Source organism: Aquiflexum balticum DSM 16537, from assembly GCF_900176595.1.
In the GTDB taxonomy this organism is placed as follows: Bacteria; Bacteroidota; Bacteroidia; order Cytophagales; family Cyclobacteriaceae; genus Aquiflexum; species Aquiflexum balticum.
This window is the reverse complement of record NZ_LT838813.1, coordinates 1,779,144-1,798,661: the sequence shown is the minus strand read 5'-3', so window position 1 is coordinate 1,798,661 and position 19,518 is coordinate 1,779,144. Positions and strand designations below refer to the sequence as shown.

General features: G+C 39.1%; 14 protein-coding genes. 9 read left to right on the top strand and 5 right to left on the bottom strand.

Annotated features, from left to right (window positions below):
• Positions 1-27: 27 nt before the first annotated feature.
• The 5 genes from B9A52_RS07680 to B9A52_RS07660 all read right to left on the bottom strand — a co-directional run bounded on the left by B9A52_RS07680 (position 28) and on the right by B9A52_RS07660 (position 5,029).
• Positions 28-645 carry a response regulator gene (locus tag B9A52_RS07680; RefSeq protein ID WP_084119753.1) on the bottom strand — a complete coding sequence of 206 codons (618 nt, stop codon included), beginning with the start codon at positions 643-645 and terminating at the stop codon, positions 28-30.
• On the bottom strand, positions 642-2,546 hold the full coding sequence (locus tag B9A52_RS07675) for a tetratricopeptide repeat-containing sensor histidine kinase (protein WP_084119752.1): 1,905 nt from the start codon (positions 2,544-2,546) through the stop codon (positions 642-644). Before B9A52_RS07675 ends, B9A52_RS07680 begins: the two co-directional genes overlap by 4 nt.
• 97 nt (positions 2,547-2,643) lie before the next feature.
• Positions 2,644-3,465, bottom strand: coding sequence for a 3-methyl-2-oxobutanoate hydroxymethyltransferase (gene panB / locus B9A52_RS07670; RefSeq protein ID WP_084119751.1), 822 nt, complete (start codon positions 3,463-3,465; stop codon positions 2,644-2,646).
• A gap of 7 nt (positions 3,466-3,472) precedes the next feature.
• Entirely contained in the window at positions 3,473-3,976 is a 504-nt protein-coding gene (locus tag B9A52_RS07665) for a phosphoribosyltransferase family protein (RefSeq protein WP_084119750.1), read from the bottom strand.
• A gap of 69 nt (positions 3,977-4,045) precedes the next feature.
• Positions 4,046-5,029 (bottom strand): D-alanine--D-alanine ligase, encoded by a 984-nt coding sequence (locus tag B9A52_RS07660; RefSeq protein WP_084119749.1) that lies wholly within the window; start codon positions 5,027-5,029, stop codon positions 4,046-4,048.
• Between the two features lie 442 nt (positions 5,030-5,471).
• Here B9A52_RS07660 and B9A52_RS07655 point away from each other — a divergent pair, with 442 nt between their 5' ends.
• The 9 genes from B9A52_RS07655 (at position 5,472) to B9A52_RS07615 (ending at position 19,337) form a co-directional block, all read left to right on the top strand.
• Entirely contained in the window at positions 5,472-6,413 is a 942-nt protein-coding gene (locus B9A52_RS07655; protein WP_172805186.1) for a metallophosphoesterase, read from the top strand.
• 80 nt (positions 6,414-6,493) lie between these two features.
• Entirely contained in the window at positions 6,494-7,594 is a 1,101-nt protein-coding gene (locus B9A52_RS07650; protein WP_172805185.1) for a metallophosphoesterase, read from the top strand.
• A 98-nt stretch (positions 7,595-7,692) separates the two neighbouring features.
• On the top strand, positions 7,693-9,870 hold the full coding sequence (locus tag B9A52_RS07645) for a S9 family peptidase (protein ID WP_084119746.1): 2,178 nt from the start codon (positions 7,693-7,695) through the stop codon (positions 9,868-9,870).
• 364 nt (positions 9,871-10,234) lie between these two features.
• A complete protein-coding gene (locus tag B9A52_RS07640; protein ID WP_084123432.1) occupies positions 10,235-11,044 on the top strand; it encodes an alpha/beta fold hydrolase in 810 nt (269 codons plus the stop codon).
• A gap of 2 nt (positions 11,045-11,046) precedes the next feature.
• Entirely contained in the window at positions 11,047-12,138 is a 1,092-nt protein-coding gene (locus tag B9A52_RS07635; protein WP_084119745.1) for an efflux RND transporter periplasmic adaptor subunit, read from the top strand.
• 2 nt (positions 12,139-12,140) lie between these two features.
• Positions 12,141-15,203, top strand: coding sequence for an efflux RND transporter permease subunit (locus tag B9A52_RS07630; RefSeq protein WP_084119744.1), 3,063 nt, complete (start codon positions 12,141-12,143; stop codon positions 15,201-15,203).
• Complete coding sequence (locus B9A52_RS07625) at positions 15,203-16,546, top strand: TolC family protein (RefSeq protein WP_084119743.1); 1,344 nt, start codon at positions 15,203-15,205, stop codon at positions 16,544-16,546. Before B9A52_RS07630 ends, B9A52_RS07625 begins: the two co-directional genes overlap by 1 nt.
• Before the next feature lie 159 nt (positions 16,547-16,705).
• Positions 16,706-18,109: an MltF family protein gene (locus B9A52_RS07620; RefSeq protein ID WP_084119742.1), complete on the top strand. Its 1,404-nt coding sequence runs from the start codon at positions 16,706-16,708 to the stop codon at positions 18,107-18,109.
• Positions 18,110-18,206: 97 nt separating this feature from the next.
• Entirely contained in the window at positions 18,207-19,337 is a 1,131-nt protein-coding gene (locus tag B9A52_RS07615) for a metallophosphoesterase (protein ID WP_084119741.1), read from the top strand.
• The last annotated feature ends 181 nt before the right edge of the window (positions 19,338-19,518 follow it).

Sequence of the window (19,518 nt, the reverse complement as noted above, 5' to 3'; positions counted from 1 at the left end):
GCCGGGACATTGCTCCCGGCATTTTTTTCAAATCAGATTATTGGCATAAGCAAATTTGATCAAACCAACCAACGTGTTGGTTTTTGTCTTTCTGAATATGTTTTTCCGGTGCGTCTCGACTGTCCTTTCCGAAATAAACAACTGTTCGGCAATCTTCTTGTTTGGAAATTCCTTTGCGATGAGTTTGAGGATTTCCCTTTCCCGGTCAGTCAATAATCTATCCTCTTCGGGAAAGTTCAGGCTGTTGATGATTATCCTGTTGATGTTATTGCTGAGGTATATTTTTCCTTCTCGGACATATTGAATGGCCATTTTCAATTCTTTGTGAGAGTCATTTTTGAGCACATAACCTTCCACCCCTTCTTTTAAGATTTCCTTGACCAAATGGGTCTCATCGTGCATACTGAGAACAATGATTTTGGTATCGGGGTTTATTTTCTTGACCAACCTGACCAAACTCAAACCATCCATTCCAGGAAGATTAAAATCAGTAATGAGTAGATCGACCTTATTGGTTTTAAAAAACTCCAAAGCCTGTTCTGCTGAATTGGCTTCTCCGATGACATCCACAGATGCTTCATGGGAGAGTAAACTTTTTACCCCATCCAAAAGGATCGCATGGTCATCCACCAACAATACTTTCATTTTTCCATTATTTTTTGATCCTTTGATTTAATCTGCGGTCTAAAGGCTAAAATCAAAGTTGTCCCTTTGGACAAAGGATTGGAATCAATCTCCAAATCCCCTTTGATCAGCTTTACCCTTGAATTGATATTTTTCCAGCCATGCCCTTTACTTTCATCCAAAAGCCTGACATCAAATCCTTTTCCATTGTCCTCGATCGTTAGCCGAAGTTCTTCTTCGTCATTGACCAATTGGATCTCAATAGCAGTGGCACCGCTATATTTGAGGATATTATTGCACCATTCCTGAATGATCCGATAGAGCGATATTTCCTGGATTTCAATCAGTCTATCCTCAAAATCATAGGCCTGAACATTTACGATAATCTTTCCACTGCTACTCAATCGCTGAGCAAACTCCCTGAGTGCCGGCAATAGTCCATGCTGCACCAAGGTTTCAGGCATCATATCAAAAGCAATCTGCCTGATCTCCTTATGCATCTCCCCAAGGATGTTTTCGGAATGCTCAAAAAGAGCCATCTTTTCTTCAATGTTCTTTTGTCCGTTCAATCCGGAAATATTCAACCTCAAGGCAGTGATCAATTGCCCAAAACCATCGTGGAGATCTTTGGCAAAACGCTTTTTTTCTTCCTCCTGCGAGGCAAGTGCTGCTTTAATAGCAGCTTCTCTGATCTGGATTTCCTTTTCTTTTTCAAGCAACTCTTGTTTCTTCTGAAACCTATTTTGATTCAAAAAATGGATGACAATCAAAAGCCCTATAATCACCACAAGTAGCAGAACAAAAAACATAATCCAGTTAAATCTGGCCTGATTGGCTTTCAACTCCGATTCTTTCTCCTTGATTTCCCGGTCCTTAAGTGCTGTTTGGTATTTGGTTTCCAAATCTTTGGCTACTTTGACCCGGTCTGCCTCAAACAAAGAATCTTTTATTGCAATCAGTTTTACCAGGCTATTGATTGCTTCCGGATAATTTCCAACGGCATTATATATTTTATACTGTTCATCATAAATCCATTTATACATCTCAGCATATTGGGATTTTTGTGAATAATACAGCCCGGAATCCAAGAGCAACAAAGCTTCTTTGTAATTTTGGGCAGAGTTTTCGGTCATACCCGAGTTGATAAAAACCACACTTTTGGCATAATCATTATTTGTCTTTTTATAAAAATTCAGACCCATTTTATTGAAAATTCTAGACTGCTCAATATCTCCCTTCAATAAATATGCATATCCAATATTCACTATGGTCGGGGCGATGGCAAGGGTATCCAACAATGGAGTCAGCTCAAGTATTTTGTGGTAGTAATTGATCGCACTATCAGGCAGATTCATTTCACTGAACGCCGCACCAATAATATTCAAGGCATTTACTTGAGATTTGAGATATTGATTGTTTTTACTTTGGGAAACTTGGAATGCCCTTTTTCCAAATTCTATTGCTTTATCATAATCATGGAAAAGCCGATGGATCTGGGACAAGGATTTATGGACTTCACTCAAAATCTCCGGATTCCCAAAGTTCTCCGCATGATTCAGCGCTTCAAGGTAGTATTTGATACCTTGGTCATACAATCCTGCTACCTCATAGTAATAACCTATGCGCTTATAAACTGTGATCAATCTCTCTTTGTCTTCCTTGGTTTCCAGCAAAGGGATCAGGACTCTTTCTGCAGCCATCATGGAATCTCTGTCATTTAAACTGCTATAATATCCATGATTTGCCATCAAAAATTGAATTCTATCATCTTCTGATTTGATCAGATTTCTGGCTTTTAAAAAAAATAATTCATTACCATTCTTACCGTTGAGGGCGCTATCAAGCAGAGTGGCCATATCCTGCCCAACGCCAAATGAAAAAACAAAAAGAAAGAGAATGGGTGATAATAGTAATTTCCTCATTTAATGGGATTTGGCACCAAAATAACTAATTGCCACAAAAAAATTACAACCTGATCTCAAAAAGTAAACAATAGTCACAGAAAAATTAAGAAAAGAATCAATAGCTCTCACTTTCATTGGGGAATTCCAAAGATTTCACATCTCTGATATAATCCTGTACAGCTTTTGTCATAACGGCCTGCAGGTTTGCATATTGTCTCAAAAATCTAGGTTTGAATTCCTGATTGATTCCCAACATATCATGGACTACCAATACCTGCCCGTCCACATCAGGCCCTGCACCTATTCCTATTACCGGTATAGTTACTGACTGCGCTACAATCTTGGCAAAACTCGCGGGAATTTTTTCAAGAACAATGGCAAAACAGCCGATTTCTTCAAGCAGTTTGGCATCTTCCAATAATTTTTTCGCTTCTTCTTCCTCTTTGGCGCGTACAGTGTATGTCCCGAATTTATAAATTGATTGTGGTGTCAACCCCAAATGTCCCATTACCGGAACGCCTGCACTGAGGATCCTTACCACTGACTCCCTGATTTCAGAACCTCCTTCAACTTTTACAGCATGGGCGCCCGATTCTTTCATAATTCGAATGGCTGAACGCAAGGCTTCTGAACTATTCCCCTGATAGGACCCAAAAGGAATATCCACCACAACAAATGCCCTTTTGACCGCTCTGACAACAGATGTGGCATGATAAATCATTTGATCCAAAGTGATGGGAAGTGTAGTCTCATGGCCTGCCATCACATTGGAAGCTGAATCTCCAACCAGAATAATATCAATCCCCGCTGCATCCACTATTCCGGCCATAGAATAATCATAAGCTGTCAACATCGATATTTTTTCCTCCCGGGTTTTCATTTCCTGAAGAATATGGGTGGTAATTCTTTTGATATTGGATGAGTTGTGGACAGACATGGATTTATCAGTATAGGTGGACGGAGAAATTTTCAGTGGACAAATCCACCGTGATGTGTTCATTTAATGTAGTGGCCAACTCCAAACCAGTATAGTCAGGATTAACCGGAAAGAGCTTGTGGCTTCTATTTACCAAAACAGCAACCTCAATTTTTTTGACCTCTACATCCAAAAAGGGTTTAAGGGCATATAACAGCGTTTTGCCTGTATTCAATACGTCATCTACAACAACAATGCATTTTTGGGTCAAATCATCTTTTTCAGAAAGTTCCACATCCCCTCTGTTCACATCAAGCTTGTTCAAATGAATTTCCAATACGCGGACATTTAGTGGTGATATTTCCCTTAAGCTTTCTGCAAGGTATCCAGCCAACTGCTGCCCCATTCCAGTGATACCGGCAAAAATGATTTCCTTCTCGGATGCATTACGCTCATATACCTCATAAGCCATCCGGATTATTTTCTGCTTGATTTGCTTGTGGTTCAATACCAAAGTTTTGGTCTCGCTCATATTATTTTGCCTGATAAATGATTGGAAATGGGAAATTAAAGCAATTGGTGTTGTATTCAAACCTTTTGATCAAAACATCTCTTCAATCAGCTCATTATAAAAATCACTGATTCCCATTCCAATGGCTTTGACCTGCTGGGAAATCAGACTTGTTTCGGTCTGACCAGGAACAGTATTGATTTCGATAAAATAAAATTTATCGGTTTCATATTCCAGAAAATAATCAATACGCACTGCGCCTTTACAATTCAGTTTGCTGTAGATTTTTTCAATGATTCGGTTAACCCTACCCACCTCTTCTTCATTCATCCTTCCGGGGGTAATTTCTTCAGTCACACCGGGAGAGTATTTTGCTTCAAAATCAAAAAACTCTTTGCTACTGACAATTTCAGTAGCCGGCAAAACGGTGGTTTTGCCCTTGGCATGATAAACTCCGATGGAGAATTCCCTTCCATTCACAAATTCTTCAACCAAAACCTGACTGTCTTCTGCGAAAGCTTTGTCCAAAGCTTCCTGTAATTCATTGGGCACTTTTACTTTACTCATTCCGATGCTGCTGCCCCCATTGTTAGGCTTTATAAACAAAGGAAGACGAAGTTCTTTTAAAATCTTTGCGGTATTTTCTTCTGTATTTTTAAAAAGCTGAATGGACCTTGCTACAAACAACTCCGGAATATCCTGAACAATGGCTTTGGTGTATCCTTTGTTCATCGTAATGGAAGAAGTCAGGGCATCACAGGTGGTGTATGGCAGTCCCAAAAGGTCAAAATAGCCGGCCAATTTCCCGTCCTCTCCCGGAGATCCATGTAAAATATTGAAAACACCATCAAAGGTGATTTTCTGGCCATTAAGTGAAATAGAAAAATCATTCAAGTCTACCGGAATTTCTTCACCTGAGGCGGTTTCATGATACCAATTGTGGGGATAAATCAAAATTTTAAAAACATCATACCTTTCTGTATCAATAGTTTTTTCGACCACGGCAGCACTTTTAAGCGATACCACTGACTCTCCGGTATATCCCCCGGTAACAATAGCTATTTTCTTCTTCATAAGACGTAAAAGTAAAAAGCAAACTCCATTTATCATCGGTGGAAAAGAAAGATTCGGATAAAAAAATCAGGATGAATATGCCATGGATTTTAAGATGTGACTATTATCGGCAAAAAGCCCGACTTAAATAATGGAATTTGCCACATTGTGGTATTTAAAACTTCAAATGGACTAGTTATGGTTTAAGAAACTTTATTAAAAGTCAACATTTAAAATAAGCGAAAAAAGGATGTTCGAGCCACTTCTTATCATTGACTTTGGAGAGAAAACCTTCTATATTCACTTCATGACCATGAAACTTTTCCTGAAAAATATTTCTTTAACACTTTTGTGCATATTTTTTTCAAAAGAACTCTACCCTCAGAAATCCGCAATTTCCACGGGGCCTTATATTTTTTTGAAGGAAAATAGATTCACAGTAAAATGGGTAGAAGATGGTAAAATGAAAAAATATTACGAGCTGGATTCCGATTTCATTGGAAGAAAATTCGGATTTACCCTTGACCCGGAATCCATAAAAAGGAAAATGGCTGATACTCCGGATTTTTATCAAAACTACCATGATGTCCCTAATCTGCTTGTCATTTCAGATGTACATGGTCAGTATGATTTGATGGTGGAATTATTGAAAAGTCAAGGTATCATCGACGAATATCTTAACTGGATTTATGGGAAGGGCCATCTTGTGATCAATGGCGATATTTTGGGAAGAGGAGATAAAGTCACAGAAGCGCTGTGGTTGGCATATCAACTTGAAGATCAGGCACAAAATGCAGGCGGAAGATTACATTTTTTATTGGGAAATCATGAACTGATGGTATTGGAAAATGACCTGAGATTTCTGAACCAGAAATACAACAAGTCTGCTAGAATAAAGAAGAAATCCCTACGTGATCTGCACAATCAATATTCTGTTTTGGGAAACTGGCTTAGAAAAAGACCTGCCATTGTAACCATTGACGGACTGTTGATTACCCATGCAGGTATTTCCCCTGAATTTGTAAGTCGGAAACTGACCGTTTTCGATGTCAATAAAATATTTTATGAAAATATTTTAAGTACGACAAGATCAAAAACCAACAGGAGAAGGGATATTGAATTTTTGACAGGGTCAAATGGACCTCTTTGGTATCGGGGATATTTTGAGCAAAATAACATCGGGATGCGAGATATGGATAGCATCTTGGAATACTTTGGGACCAATAGAATCATCATAGGCCATACTTCCGTCCGGTCGATTACCCTACTTTTGGGTGGAAAAATTATCGCCGTAGACTCAAATATAAAAGAAGGACAAAATGGAGAAGTTCTCATTATCGAGGATAGGACCTTCTATCGTGGTCTAAAGGATGGCAGCAGGTTCCGGTTTCCTCCAATGAATTGATTCAAACCATGTTTTTAAAATGACAAAGGCTAATTGAATTTGAGTTGATTTTGAAAAAAAAGATTTATATTGAAATGGCTATGAATCGTCTTCTCATAATTATCTTATCCTTATTGATTTTTATAGCATTTTCAATACATGTTCATGCTCAAAAAACCGATACAGGGATTTCCGAACCACCGTACATTTATTGGCTGGATGGTAAATTACATGCCAAATGGGTAGAAAACGGCAAATTGAAACATCAGGAAAATCTGAATCTTGACTTTCCAAAGAAATATTTGGGATTGGGTGTGGATACTGAAGTACTGACAAACAGTTTTTTAAAAACAGCCGGAACAACCCAAAAGTATTCTAAGGTTTCCAATATTACTGTCATTTCCGATATCCATGGCCAATATGATCTAATGGTGGAATTATTGAAAAATCAAGGAGTCATTGATGAAAACCTGAACTGGAAATATGGAAAAGGTCATTTGGTCATCAATGGAGATATTCTGGACCGAGGAGATAAAGTCACGGAAATTTTATGGCTTGCATTTAAATTGGAGCAACAGGCTATAAAAGCAGGGGGTAAACTCCACTATCTTTTAGGCAATCATGAACTGATGGTTTTGACTGGGGACCATAGATATATGAACCAAAAATATGTCCAAGCTGCAGAAATCATGGGTACCAGCTTCACAGACTTGTACGGTTTCAATTCTGTATTAGGCCATTGGATCAGACAATGCCCTACTATCGTATCCATCAATGACCTGCTCTTTGTCCATGCCGGAATATCACCTGAATTCTTCAACCGGGGTTACGATGCCAAAAAAGTGAACAAGATATTTTTTGATCAGATTTTAAGTCCTTTACCCATAAAACCCAACCAAGAAGAAGATTACTTGTTTTTGACAGGTGTGGATGGTCCCGTATGGTATCGGGGTTATTTTGAAGAGGGTGCATTGACAGAGCAATTTATAGATGAAACATTGGCCTTTTTCAAAACCAACCGGATCATCGTAGGGCATACCTCATTTGAAACTGTCACGACTCATTTTGGAGGAAAAATAATCGGGGTGGATTCAAGTGTCAAAAACGGGGAATATGGAGAAGTTTTGATAATCGAAAACGGAATTAAATTCAGAGGCACTAAAAGTGGTGAAAGAATAAAACTAGAAGCAAACACCGATTGAATCATCTGCAATTTCTTCATTGAATCCAGTCAAATAATATTTTTTTTGCTTCATTCCATTTTTTCTACTTTTGAAATCTATTTAAAACTAAGCCTTAAATGAATACAATCAAATCTACCCTTCTGATCATTTCTATCCTATGGAGTGGTTTGGCACTTGCCCAACAAAAAAAGAAAGTCAGTCTTGAAGATGTCTTCAAATCCAACAACTTTTCCCAAAAATCAGTCAATGGGATCAATTGGATGAAAGATGGACAGTTTTACAGTTCATTGCAAAGAGGATTGAGCGGTCCAAAAGTGGTCAAAATAAATGTTGCCACGGGAGAAGAAGCAGGAGTCCTGATAGATGGAGGAGCTTTGGGAATCAATTTTTCCAGTTATGCTTTCAATCCGGATGAGACCAAGGCTTTGGTTGCTTCTGATGTTGAAAGTATTTATAGAAGATCGAGTAAAGGGATTTTTCATGTGATCGACCTCCAATCCGGGAATACACAAAAACTTATGAACGGGGAAAAAATCATGTATGCCACCCTTTCTCCCGACAACGAAAAAGTCGCATTTGTCAAGGATAATAACCTATATATAGCCGAACTTGCCAATGGCCAAGTAACCCAAATTACCACCGATGGAAAATGGAACCATATCATCAACGGTGCAGCGGATTGGGTGTATGAAGAAGAGTTTTCCATGTCCAAAGCCTTTGATTGGTCACCGGATGGCAGCAAAATTGCCTTTATCCGATTCGATGAATCTGAAGTTCCCGAATTCAACATGCAAACTTGGGGCAAATTATATCCTGAAGATTACAGGTTCAAGTACCCAAAAGCGGGAGAAAAAAATGCTGAAGTGAGCATCCATATTTATGACTTAAACAGTAAAAATACAGTTGCCGTGAACTCAGGTTCTGAAAAAGATATATACCTACCCAGAATTTATTGGACGGGTGATAACAATACTTTGGCTTTTTTGAAATTGAATAGACTCCAAAATCAATTGGACCTATTTTATGCTAATGCGCAGACTGGAGAAACAAATTTGATACTGACTGAAAAATCTGAAACTTATGTGGACCTGAATTACAATGATGACCTCAGGTTCCTGGAAGGTAACAAGGGATTTATCCGGACTTCTGAACAGGATGGTTTTAAGCACATTTACCACCATGACAAGCAGGGGAAATTGATCAGACAGATCACCAAAGGAAATTGGGAAGTAAGCAGATTGGTAGGATTGGATGAAAAATCAAAAAAAATCTATTATATCTCCACCGAAGTGTCACCCCTCGAGAGAAACCTCTATGTGATCAATATGGATGGAAAAGGGAAAAAAATCCTTACACCGGAAAAAGGAACCTTTACCATCAATATGAGCAAGGACTTTAAATACTATATCGCCAACTTCTCCAATACAAGCAGCCCTCTCAAAGTGACCCTCAATGAATCCTCAGGAAAGTTGGTCAAAGTATTGGAAGACAATCAGGAATTAAAGGCCAAAATCGGGAATTTTGCAATCTCTCCTAAGGAGTTTTTCAGCTTCAATACGGTGGATGGAACTTCCTTGAATGCCTATATGATCAAACCCGCAGACTTTGATGAAAGCAAAAAATATCCTGTTCTCATGTATGTTTACGGAGGGCCTGGCTCACAAAATGTCACCAATTCATGGGGCGGAACAAGGGATTTCTGGCACCAACATTTAGCCTCAGAAGGATACATTGTAGTTTGCGTAGATAATAGGGGAACCGGGGCAAGAGGGCGTGACTTCAAACATCTTACCTATGCCAATCTGGGGAAAATCGAAACAGAAGATCAAATTGCTGGGGCGAAATTTTTAGGAACACTTCCGTTTGTTGACAAATCCAGAATCGGGATTTGGGGTTGGTCCTATGGCGGATATATGTCCTCTTTGGCTTTGATGGTGGGTAATGATGTATTTAAAGCCGCTATTGCAGTAGCCCCTGTGACTACCTGGAGATATTATGATACCATTTATACAGAAAGATATTTACAGACACCTCAATTAAATGCAGCCGGTTATGATGACAACAGCCCCATCACCCATGTCAACAAACTGAAAGGAAACCTGCTACTTATCCACGGTACAGGGGATGACAATGTCCATTTCCAAAATGCTGTAGATTTGGTGGATGCCCTGATCAAGGCAGATAAGCAGTTTGAAACCATGTACTACCCCAACCGAAACCACAGCATTTCAGGAGGCAATACCTCTTGGCATTTGTATTCGATGATGACGGATTTTATCAAAAGGAAGCTTTGAGGAAGGGACAAAGGATAAAGAATGAAGGGTAAAGTTAGGAAGTACTAAGTAAAATGAACCAAGTACCAAGTACAGGGGGAGGGTAGAATTAAGATTTTAGATTTCGTATTTCAACCCTCGAGTCTTATCTCCCCGATATGCATCGGGACAGGCTTTGGTTCTTGTCTCCCGATATGCATCGGGACAGGTTTTGTCTCTTTTTTCTAAAATCTCGCTTCTCGCATCTCGCTTCTCCGACCACTGATAGACCTCAAACACCACCTATGTTTATTTCATTTTAAAGCAGAACGAAAGCCACTAGCTTTCGGTTGAATAACTATCTATACCTATCCAAGGTTATAAGCGGGAACAAATGAAAAAAAGCATGTTGTTTTATAAAGCATATAAGCACTCCTCAAGCAGGGAATGGGTGGTATTTATTCATGGCGCAGGTGGTTCATCTGTTGTTTGGCACAAACAGATCCGGGATTTCAGGAAAGATTTCAACTTGTTGTTGATAGACTTGAGGGGACATGGGAAATCGGTAGACGCTATCAAAAATATCTGGAAGGAAGAATATACTTTCCCTGCTGTAACCAAGGACATTATTGAGGTATTGGACCATCTTGACATTCCTCCTGCACATTTTATGGGTGTGTCCTTAGGCACCATCCTTGCCAGACAATTGGCTGAAATGGAACCCCAAAGAGTCCGTTCCTTAGTGATGGCAGGGGCGATTACAAGACTCAATATTACTTCGAGGGTATTGGTGTATTTGGGAAATACCTTTAAAAGTGTAGTACCTTTTATGTGGTTGTACAGTCTTTTTGCTTGGATTATCATGCCACGCAAACACCATTCAGAGTCCAGAAATCTGTTTATCCGAGAAGCCAAGCGGCTTTGTCAGAAAGAGTTTATCCGTTGGTTTAAAATGACAAAGGATATCAATCCCATACTCAAGTATTTCAAAGAAAAAGACCTTGCCATTCCTACTTTATATATCATGGGAGAAGAAGATATCATGTTTTTGGAACCCGTAAAAAAAATTGTAAAAGAGCATAAACTTTCCCTTCTGAAAATTGTCAAAGCATGTGGCCATGTTGTTAATGTGGAGCAACCGGAAAAATTCAACCAACTTTCACTGGAATTTCTTAGAAATCTAAATCAACCCCATCAAAATTCATTTGCGCACTAAGAATGAAAAACACTACAAAAATAATTTTAACCTTTGTGATCATTGCAGTAATAGCTGTAATATTCATTTATCCAAGAAGAAATGAGATTTTTGGGCTAAAAAAAGAAACTTCAGCAGTTTCAGCAGGACAATCAGGGGGAGGTCAAGCGGCAACACTGCCGGTGAATGTGGTAGAGTTACGTCCTGAAAGATTGGAAAATAACCTGAGCATTACAGGCACAATCATCCCAAATGAAATTGTTTCACTCAGGTCAGAAATTTCAGGTCTAATCCTTAGAATTGCTTTCAAAGAAGGTGAATTTGTAAAAAAAGGAACTCCTTTGGTTTATTTGAATGATGACGAACTCAAAGCACAATACCAAAAACTGGAGTTTACGAAGAAGTTATTTGAAAGTCAGGAGAACCGTCAAAAACAATTGTTGGCTAAAGAAGCAATCAGTCAGGAAGAGTATGACATTGTACTGAACCAGTTTAACACAAACTTATCGGATTTAAAGCTGTTGGAGGCCCAATTGAGTAAAACTGTGATCCGCGCTCCTTTTGATGGGGTTTTGGGATTGAGGCAGATTTCAGAAGGAAGTGTGATTGGTACCAACGATGCCATAGTCAGTATCATCAATATTGATCCTATCAAAATTGAATTCTCCATTCCCGAAAGGTATGCGAATCAAGTCAAGCCTGGTTCAAAAATAAATTTTTCTACAGAAGCAGGAGTTGAGGAAGCAGAGGGTATTGTATACGCGTTTGAACCCAACATCGATGCCAGTACCAGAACCCTAAAAATAAGGGCAGAAAGTCCAAACAGAAACAAAAGATTCCTGCCCGGTATGTTTGTAAGAATCAAATATATTTTGGGTGTTGAAGAAAATGCGTTAATGGTTCCCGCAGAAGCCATTATTCCTGAATTGAACGGATATAAAGTTTATATCGTGAATCAGGATAAAAAAGTAGAAGAGCGGCAAGTGTCGATTGGTACCCGGACTGAAAGTCATGTTCAGATCCTTGGCGGGTTGAAAGAAGGTGATTTGGTGTTGACCACCGGAGTATTACAAGTAAGAACAGGAATGTCTGTGAACTACAATAAAATTAACTGATCATGGCAAGTTTATCAACCATCAGTATCAGAAGGCCTGTATTGGCCATCGTGATGTCACTTACCATTTTGCTTTTTGGCATTATTGGTATAAGTTTTTTGGGAATCAGGGAATTCCCCAGTGTGGATCCTCCTATCATCAATGTAAGGACTTCCTACGTTGGTGCCAATGCCGATGTTATTGAGGCACAAATTACTGAACCTCTGGAAGAAGCTATCAACGGGATAGCAGGAATCAAATCACTTACGTCAACGAGTAATGATGGTACAAGCAACATAACCGTGGAATTTGATGTAGGAGCTGATTTGGAAGCCGCCGCAAATGATGTAAGGGATAAAGTATCCGGTGCACAGCGAAGCCTTCCACCTGACACAGAACCTCCTGTAGTATCTAAGGCTGATGCAGATTCTCAACCAATAGTGTTTTTGAATGTACAAAGCGACAGAAGGACACTTTTGGAACTATCAGATATTGCCAATAACATTTTCAAAGAAAGGTTACAGACCATTCCGGGGGTCAGTAGAGTTCAGATTTGGGGAGAAAAACAATATGCTATCCGGCTGAGAATGGATCCTTTGAGGATGGCTTCTTATGGCGTCACACCTTTGGATGTCCTGAACAAAGTGCAGAGTGAGAATGTGGAGCTACCTTCAGGCAGGATTGAAGGTTCCGCTATTGAACTTTCCGTGAGGACCAAAAGTAGGTTAAGTTCCCCTCAGGAATTCAACAACCTGATTATCAAGGAAGATCAAAACAACATAGTAAAATTTCAGGATGTCGGAAAAGCTGAGATGGCAGCCTTGAATGAGAGGACAGTACTGAAAAGAGACGGTATACCAATGGTAGGGGTGGTTTTGGTACCTTTGCCCGGGTCAAATACCATAGAAATTTTAGATGAGTTTTACCGAAGATTGGAATTTATCAAAAAAGATCTGCCTGATGATGTTCTTTTGGATATTGGCTTCGATTCCACCAAGTACATCAGGAATTCAATAAGTGAAGTCCAACAAACAATTTTTGTAGCATTCATTTTGGTTGTGACCATCATATTTTTATTCCTGAGAGATTGGAGGACGACATTTATTCCAGTATTAACCATTCCTATTTCTTTGATAGGAGTGTTTTTTATCATGTACCTCATGGACTTTTCCATCAATGTATTGACACTTTTGGGAATTGTGCTTTCAATTGGTCTGGTAGTAGATGATGCCATTGTCGTTTTGGAAAACATTTACACAAGGATAGAAAAAGGAGAAAGTCCTGATATCGCAGCTGAAAAAGGTGCTGAAGAGATTTTCTTTGCCGTCATTGCTACCACAGTAGCCTTGGCAGCTGTTTTCCTTCCGGTGATATTTTTAACAGGTACTACAGGAAGGCTTTTCAGGGAATTTGGTATCGTAGTAGCAGGGGCAGTTATCATTTCTTCTTTTGTAGCCTTGACTATGACTCCAATGTTAAGTTCAAAGCTTCTTAAGAAAAGAGCAAAACAAAACTGGCTTTACTCCAAAACCGAACCGATTTTTGTTTGGCTGAATCTCAAATTCAACAATTCCTTAAATTCATTTATGAAAGTCCGGTGGGTTTCTTTCGTACTCATCATAGTTATGGGTTTTGGAATCTATCAACTGATTCAAGTAATTCCGACAGAACTTGCTCCTACAGAGGATCGGGGAGAAATGAGAGTCAACCTTTCAGGTCCCGAAGGTGCGACTTTTGATTATATGGATAAAGTGATCGATGAAATGACCGTTGAATTCATGGATCAGATTCCTGAAAAGGAAAGAGAGGGTATTATAACTGTCACTTCACCTGGTTTTGGAACAGCAAGTACAAATTCAGGATTTCTGAGGGTTATATTAAAAGATGCATCTGAACGTGAAAGGTCCCAACAGGAGATTTACGAACAGGTAAACAAAATTCTGTCAAAATTTACTGCAGTAAGGGCTTTTGCAACGCAGCCGCAATCCATAGGAGACCGAAGAGGTGGTCTGCCTGTTCAATATGTAATTCAGGCCCCAACATTGGATAAACTGAAAGAAGTCATCCCTGAATTTATGGAAAAGGTGGGACAAAGCCAGGTTTTCAGTTTTTCGGACATCAACCTTAAATTCACGAAACCCGAAATAGAAATAGAAATAGATAGAGCAAAAGCCCAAAACATCGGTGTTTCTGTTCAGGAAATTGCACGTACACTCCAACTGTCTTATTCCGGCCAAAGGTTCGCCTATTTTATTATGAACGGGAAACAATATCAAGTGGTAGGGGAAATGCAGATCCAAGATAGAAATGAACCTGTTAATCTAAGAATGCTTTATGTTAGGGCAAATAATGGCGAATTGGTACAATTGGATAATTTGGTCACTATCAAAGAAAAAAGTACCCCGCCCCAGCTTTATAGGTTCAATAGATTCGTAAGTGCAACGGTTTCGGCAGGATTGGTTCCTGGCTATACCATCGGAAGCGGTTTGGACGAAATGGACAGAATAGCAGCAGAAGTATTGGATGAATCATATAGCACTGATGTGGCTGGTCTTTCAAAAGAATTCCGTGAAAGTTCAAACAGCCTGATCTTTGCTTTCATCTTTGCGCTGGTCCTGATCTACTTGGTCCTTTCAGCCCAATTCGAAAGCTTTTTGGATCCCTTGACCATTATGTTTACAGTTCCCCTGGCAATATTCGGCGCATTATTTTCCCTTTGGATTTTCGATTTCACGTTGAGCATATTCAGTCAAATCGGAATCATCATGCTCATAGGACTGGTGACCAAAAACGGTATTTTGATTGTCGAATTTGCAAATCAGAGAAAAGCCCAGGGTATGCCTATCGATGAAGCTATCATCGGTGCTGCAGCCGCTAGGTTCAGGCCAATTTTGATGACCAGTTTATCGACTATTCTGGGAATTCTACCTATTGCACTTGCCCTAGGCGCAGGGGCCGAAAGCAGGGTTCCTATGGGAGTAGCAGTTATTGGAGGTTTGACATTTGCCACCATACTGACCCTGTTTATCATCCCCGCAGTTTACACTTATTTAACTTCAAAAACAGGAAGATTAGCACGAGTATAATGAGAAAACTACTTTTAACATTCGCCCTTACTGGACTTAGCTTTTCATTTGTATTTGCCCAAGGAACAGAACCTCTTGACTTGGAAAAAGCAGTGCTCATAGGTCTTGAAAGGAATTATGGTATCAAGATTGCGTCCAATAATGTAGTCATCGCAGAACGGGATGTCAAGATCGGAGTAGGTACTTTTTTTATGCCAACCCTGACAGGAAATTTTCTTAATTCTTTTAATAAGGATGATGTTAAGCAGCAATTTGCAAATTCTCCTGAACCCAATGAGATTCCCGGGGCAAGAACTGAAAATGAAAACTATTCTCTAGTGGGGTTTTACGGGTTTAGACCTGAAGCTATTTTTACTGTTCAGCGATTGGGCAAGTTAGCCGAAGTCAGTGAATTGCAGGCAAAAGTCTTGGTGGAAAATACTGTAGCGGCAATTTCTTCAGCCTATTATAGATTGGTATTGGAACTTCAGCGCCACAAAGTTCTGGAAACTACCCTTGAATTGTCCCAATCAAGATTAGATATTGCCAAGGCACAATATGATTTGGGGGGTGCCGGAAAAAGAGACTATTTGACCGCTCAGGTCGATTACAATTCGGATTTATCCCTATTGGTAAACCAAGACCTGATTATTCAGAACGCACGTATCAATCTCAATGAACTTTTAGCTCTTACACCTGACAGAGAATTTTCTGTCAAAGATACCATTACTGTAGATAAGAACCTTCTTTTGGAAGATCTCCTGGAAAATGCCTATTTGAATAACAAACAATACCTGGCAACCCAGCGAATGGAAAATGTTGCCTTTCTGGCACTAAAGGAAACACAGGCTGAAAGACTTCCTCAAATAAATCTTAATGCATCTTTTAACAGAAACACATTTACCTCTGAAGCGGGTTTCCTATTGTTAAACCAAAGGACAGGCTTTAACTATGGACTAACAGCCTCACTCAATTTATTCAGCGGCTTTACACTCAATAGAAGAATCCAAAACGCCAGGGTCGAAAAGCTAAATGCTGAATATGCTTTGCAGGACCTTGAAATATTAATGGTATCTGATATTCAGCGAGCTTATAATACCTATAATACCAATATCAAATTACTGGATATTGAATATTCAAATTATAAAACTGCCATAGAGAATGCCGACATTGCCTTGGAGCGATTCAGGTTGGGAATTTCCGACTATCTCCAATTCAGAGATGCCCAGGTCAACCTTCTTACAGCTGAAAACAGGTTGCTTACTGCCCTTTTTAATATCAAAGAAATGGAGATTGAATTGATGAGGCTGTCAGGCAGAATATATTTTCAGGAAAGTTTTGAGGAATTTCGCTTGGGATTTTAAAAAATAATTCAATCCCAAAAACCCGCTTATTGTAGCAGAAAAGGCTTTATTCAATTTTTTTATACATAAAAATGTATTTCGTAACCAAAAAAGTTTGGTATATAATTTGCTTTGTTCGATATTTGCAAAGAACAAAGTCGCTTAGGTGGCAGTCAAAGGATGAAAAAAACAGTTATCAGCCTACTACTTTTATTGGTATTTTCAATTTTTGGATTTCAATGTTCATTTTTAGAAAGAACAGAAAATGTGGAAGAGGATTTCTGGGAAAATCCGGCACAACTGGACTTAGATGAAATCAAAAAAAGAGGCTTTATCCGTGCCATTGTGGATAATTCCTCTACAAGTTATTACATATATCGTGGCCGAAGGATGGGCTATGAATTTGAGCTGTTGAAGAATCTTGCCTCAACTTTAGGGGTCAGGTTGCATCTGATTATCAAATCTGATATTGGGGAAGCATTTCAATTATTGAACAAAGGGAAGGCAGATATCATCGCCATGAATTTTGCTGTCAGTGAGGAAAGAAAGAAATTTGCTAATTTCACTGTGCCATTAGGGAGTATGGGCACTGTATTGGTTCAGCAAAAAAGGTCAGACGCTTTGACCAAACCAATTGAACTGGAAGATAAAACAGTTTTTATTCAGAAAGACGCCATATTTAAATCGCAACTTTGCTCCCTTCAAAGAAATCTGGGAATTTCTTTTAGTATCATTGAAGAAAAAGGGGATAGTGATTATTTCATCAACAGAGTAGTAAAAGATGAAATAGAATATACCGTAGTCGACAAGGTGGTTGCCTTGGTCAATTCAACTTATTACCCTGATCTGGACATTAATATGGAAATTAGCCCTAAGGAAGATGTTGCGTGGGCTATAAGAAAAAATTCACCGTTATTGGAGGAAGAAATCAATAAATGGATAAAAAGTAAAGACAAGACGGGATACATCAGAACACTTTACGCCAAATATTTTCAAAATTCCAAGAACAGCTATTTTAGAACAAACAGTCCTTTTTCATCACTGGCAGGCAACAGTATTTCTCCCTTCGATGATATAATTAAAAAAGGTGCTGATAATCTGGGATGGGATTGGAGATTGCTGGCTTCGTTGATTTACAAAGAATCCAGATTTGACACCACAGCAACTTCTTATGCAGGAGCTACAGGGCTGCTCCAATTGATGCCTGTCACATTAGAAAGGTTTGGAGTCGAAAATCCCAACGACCCTTTGGAAAGTCTTATGGGAGGGGTAAACTACCTCAAATACCTGGATAAATTTTGGAGAGAGCGGGTTCCGGAAAATAATGAAAGAATCAAATTCATTTTAGCTTCCTATAACGTAGGGCATGGGCACGTCCTTGATGCTTGGAAGCTTACAAGAAAATACAGTAAAAACCCGCAGATTTGGAATGATGTATCCCACTTTTTGAAACTGAAAACAAATCCTGACTACTATTTGGATCCGGTCGTGAAAAGCGGTTATGCCAAGGGTCATTTAGCAGTGAATTACGTGGAAGACATCCTGATTCTTTACGATTCCTACAGGGTATTGATTGAACCTTAAATTCATTGGTGAATTGCACACACAAAACTGGGTTCAAATAAATAAAAATCCATAATTTGTATCCCATACCCAATACCCATTTTTAACAAGCTGTTTAATGTTGGAAAAGTTGTTAGCTTGGATCAAAGCTCCAATTGTTTATGTACTAAGAAAGCCGATCATCTGGTTTTCCAAAAAAGTATCTACTTCTCCAGATAGGGAATTTGTGTTTAAGAGACTGACCGAAATCTATGAGGACATCACCCAAAACCCAAATCCAGCCGACGGGGCATTGTACCACTTGGATATGCGGGTCAATGACTTTATCATCCTGAGTGATGTACACAAGGGCAACCGAAAAGGAAGGGATGAATTCCGAAATGCGGAAAAAAACTACTTGGCGGCACTTGATTATTACAATGAAAAGGGAGCTTTTTATGTGAATTTAGGTGATTCGGAAGAATTCTGGAAGTTCAACATCTTTTCCATCATGCAGCATAACAAAGCAACTTTCGAGGCTGAAAAGAAATTTATTGATCGAAATGCTTTCTTTAAAATTTATGGTAACCATGACTTGTTTTGGAAAATAGATCCCTTTTCAAAAATGTACCTTAGGGAAATTTATGACAAAGCCATAAATATTTATGGAGGAATCGTAGTGCGGGTGAAATACGCAAATGGGGAATATATCGATGTATTCTGTACACATGGACATCAGGGTGACAAGCGCAGTGACGGAAGCAAGTTCTCCATTTGGATTGTAGCCTATATTTGGGGACCATTACAGTCTTTTTTGGATATCAATATCAACACCCCTGCTGTAGCTAAAAAAGAAAAAACGCTGCACAATAAATTAATGTACGAATGGAGTCAGCAACAAAAAAATCTGGTTTTGGTGACTGGGCATACCCACCAGCCTATTTTTCATTCTTACAGTCATATCAAAGTTTTGAAAGAGCAATTAGCTGAGGCCAAAATTCAGGGAAACCAGGAATTGATCCATGAATTGGAGAATAGAATCGAAAGGCATCCCAGTCAGTGCACACTTGGTGATGCCGAATTACCAAAATACCGGCCAACATATTTCAATGCCGGTTGCTGCTGTTTCAGTGATGACAGTATTTCCGGAATTGAGATTGCGGATGGAAAAGTCAGATTGGTCAGATGGGCTGAAATTGAGGGTGTTTCACAAAAAGAAGTTTTGGAAGAGTTGCCCCTCATGGAAATGTACCATATGTTTTTTGATTAAAAGGTTTTTTGGTTTGTTCCAGCAAAGGCGCAAAGAAATATTTTCAATATCCGGCGTAGGTTCTTTAACAATCCCAAGGGTGAATTGAAACCAGGAAGAATCCAATTGTCTATCTGTGAGAATCCGTGAAATCTGTGAATGAAAATTTATTAACCCTGCATTTCCCGTATTAGCACAGATT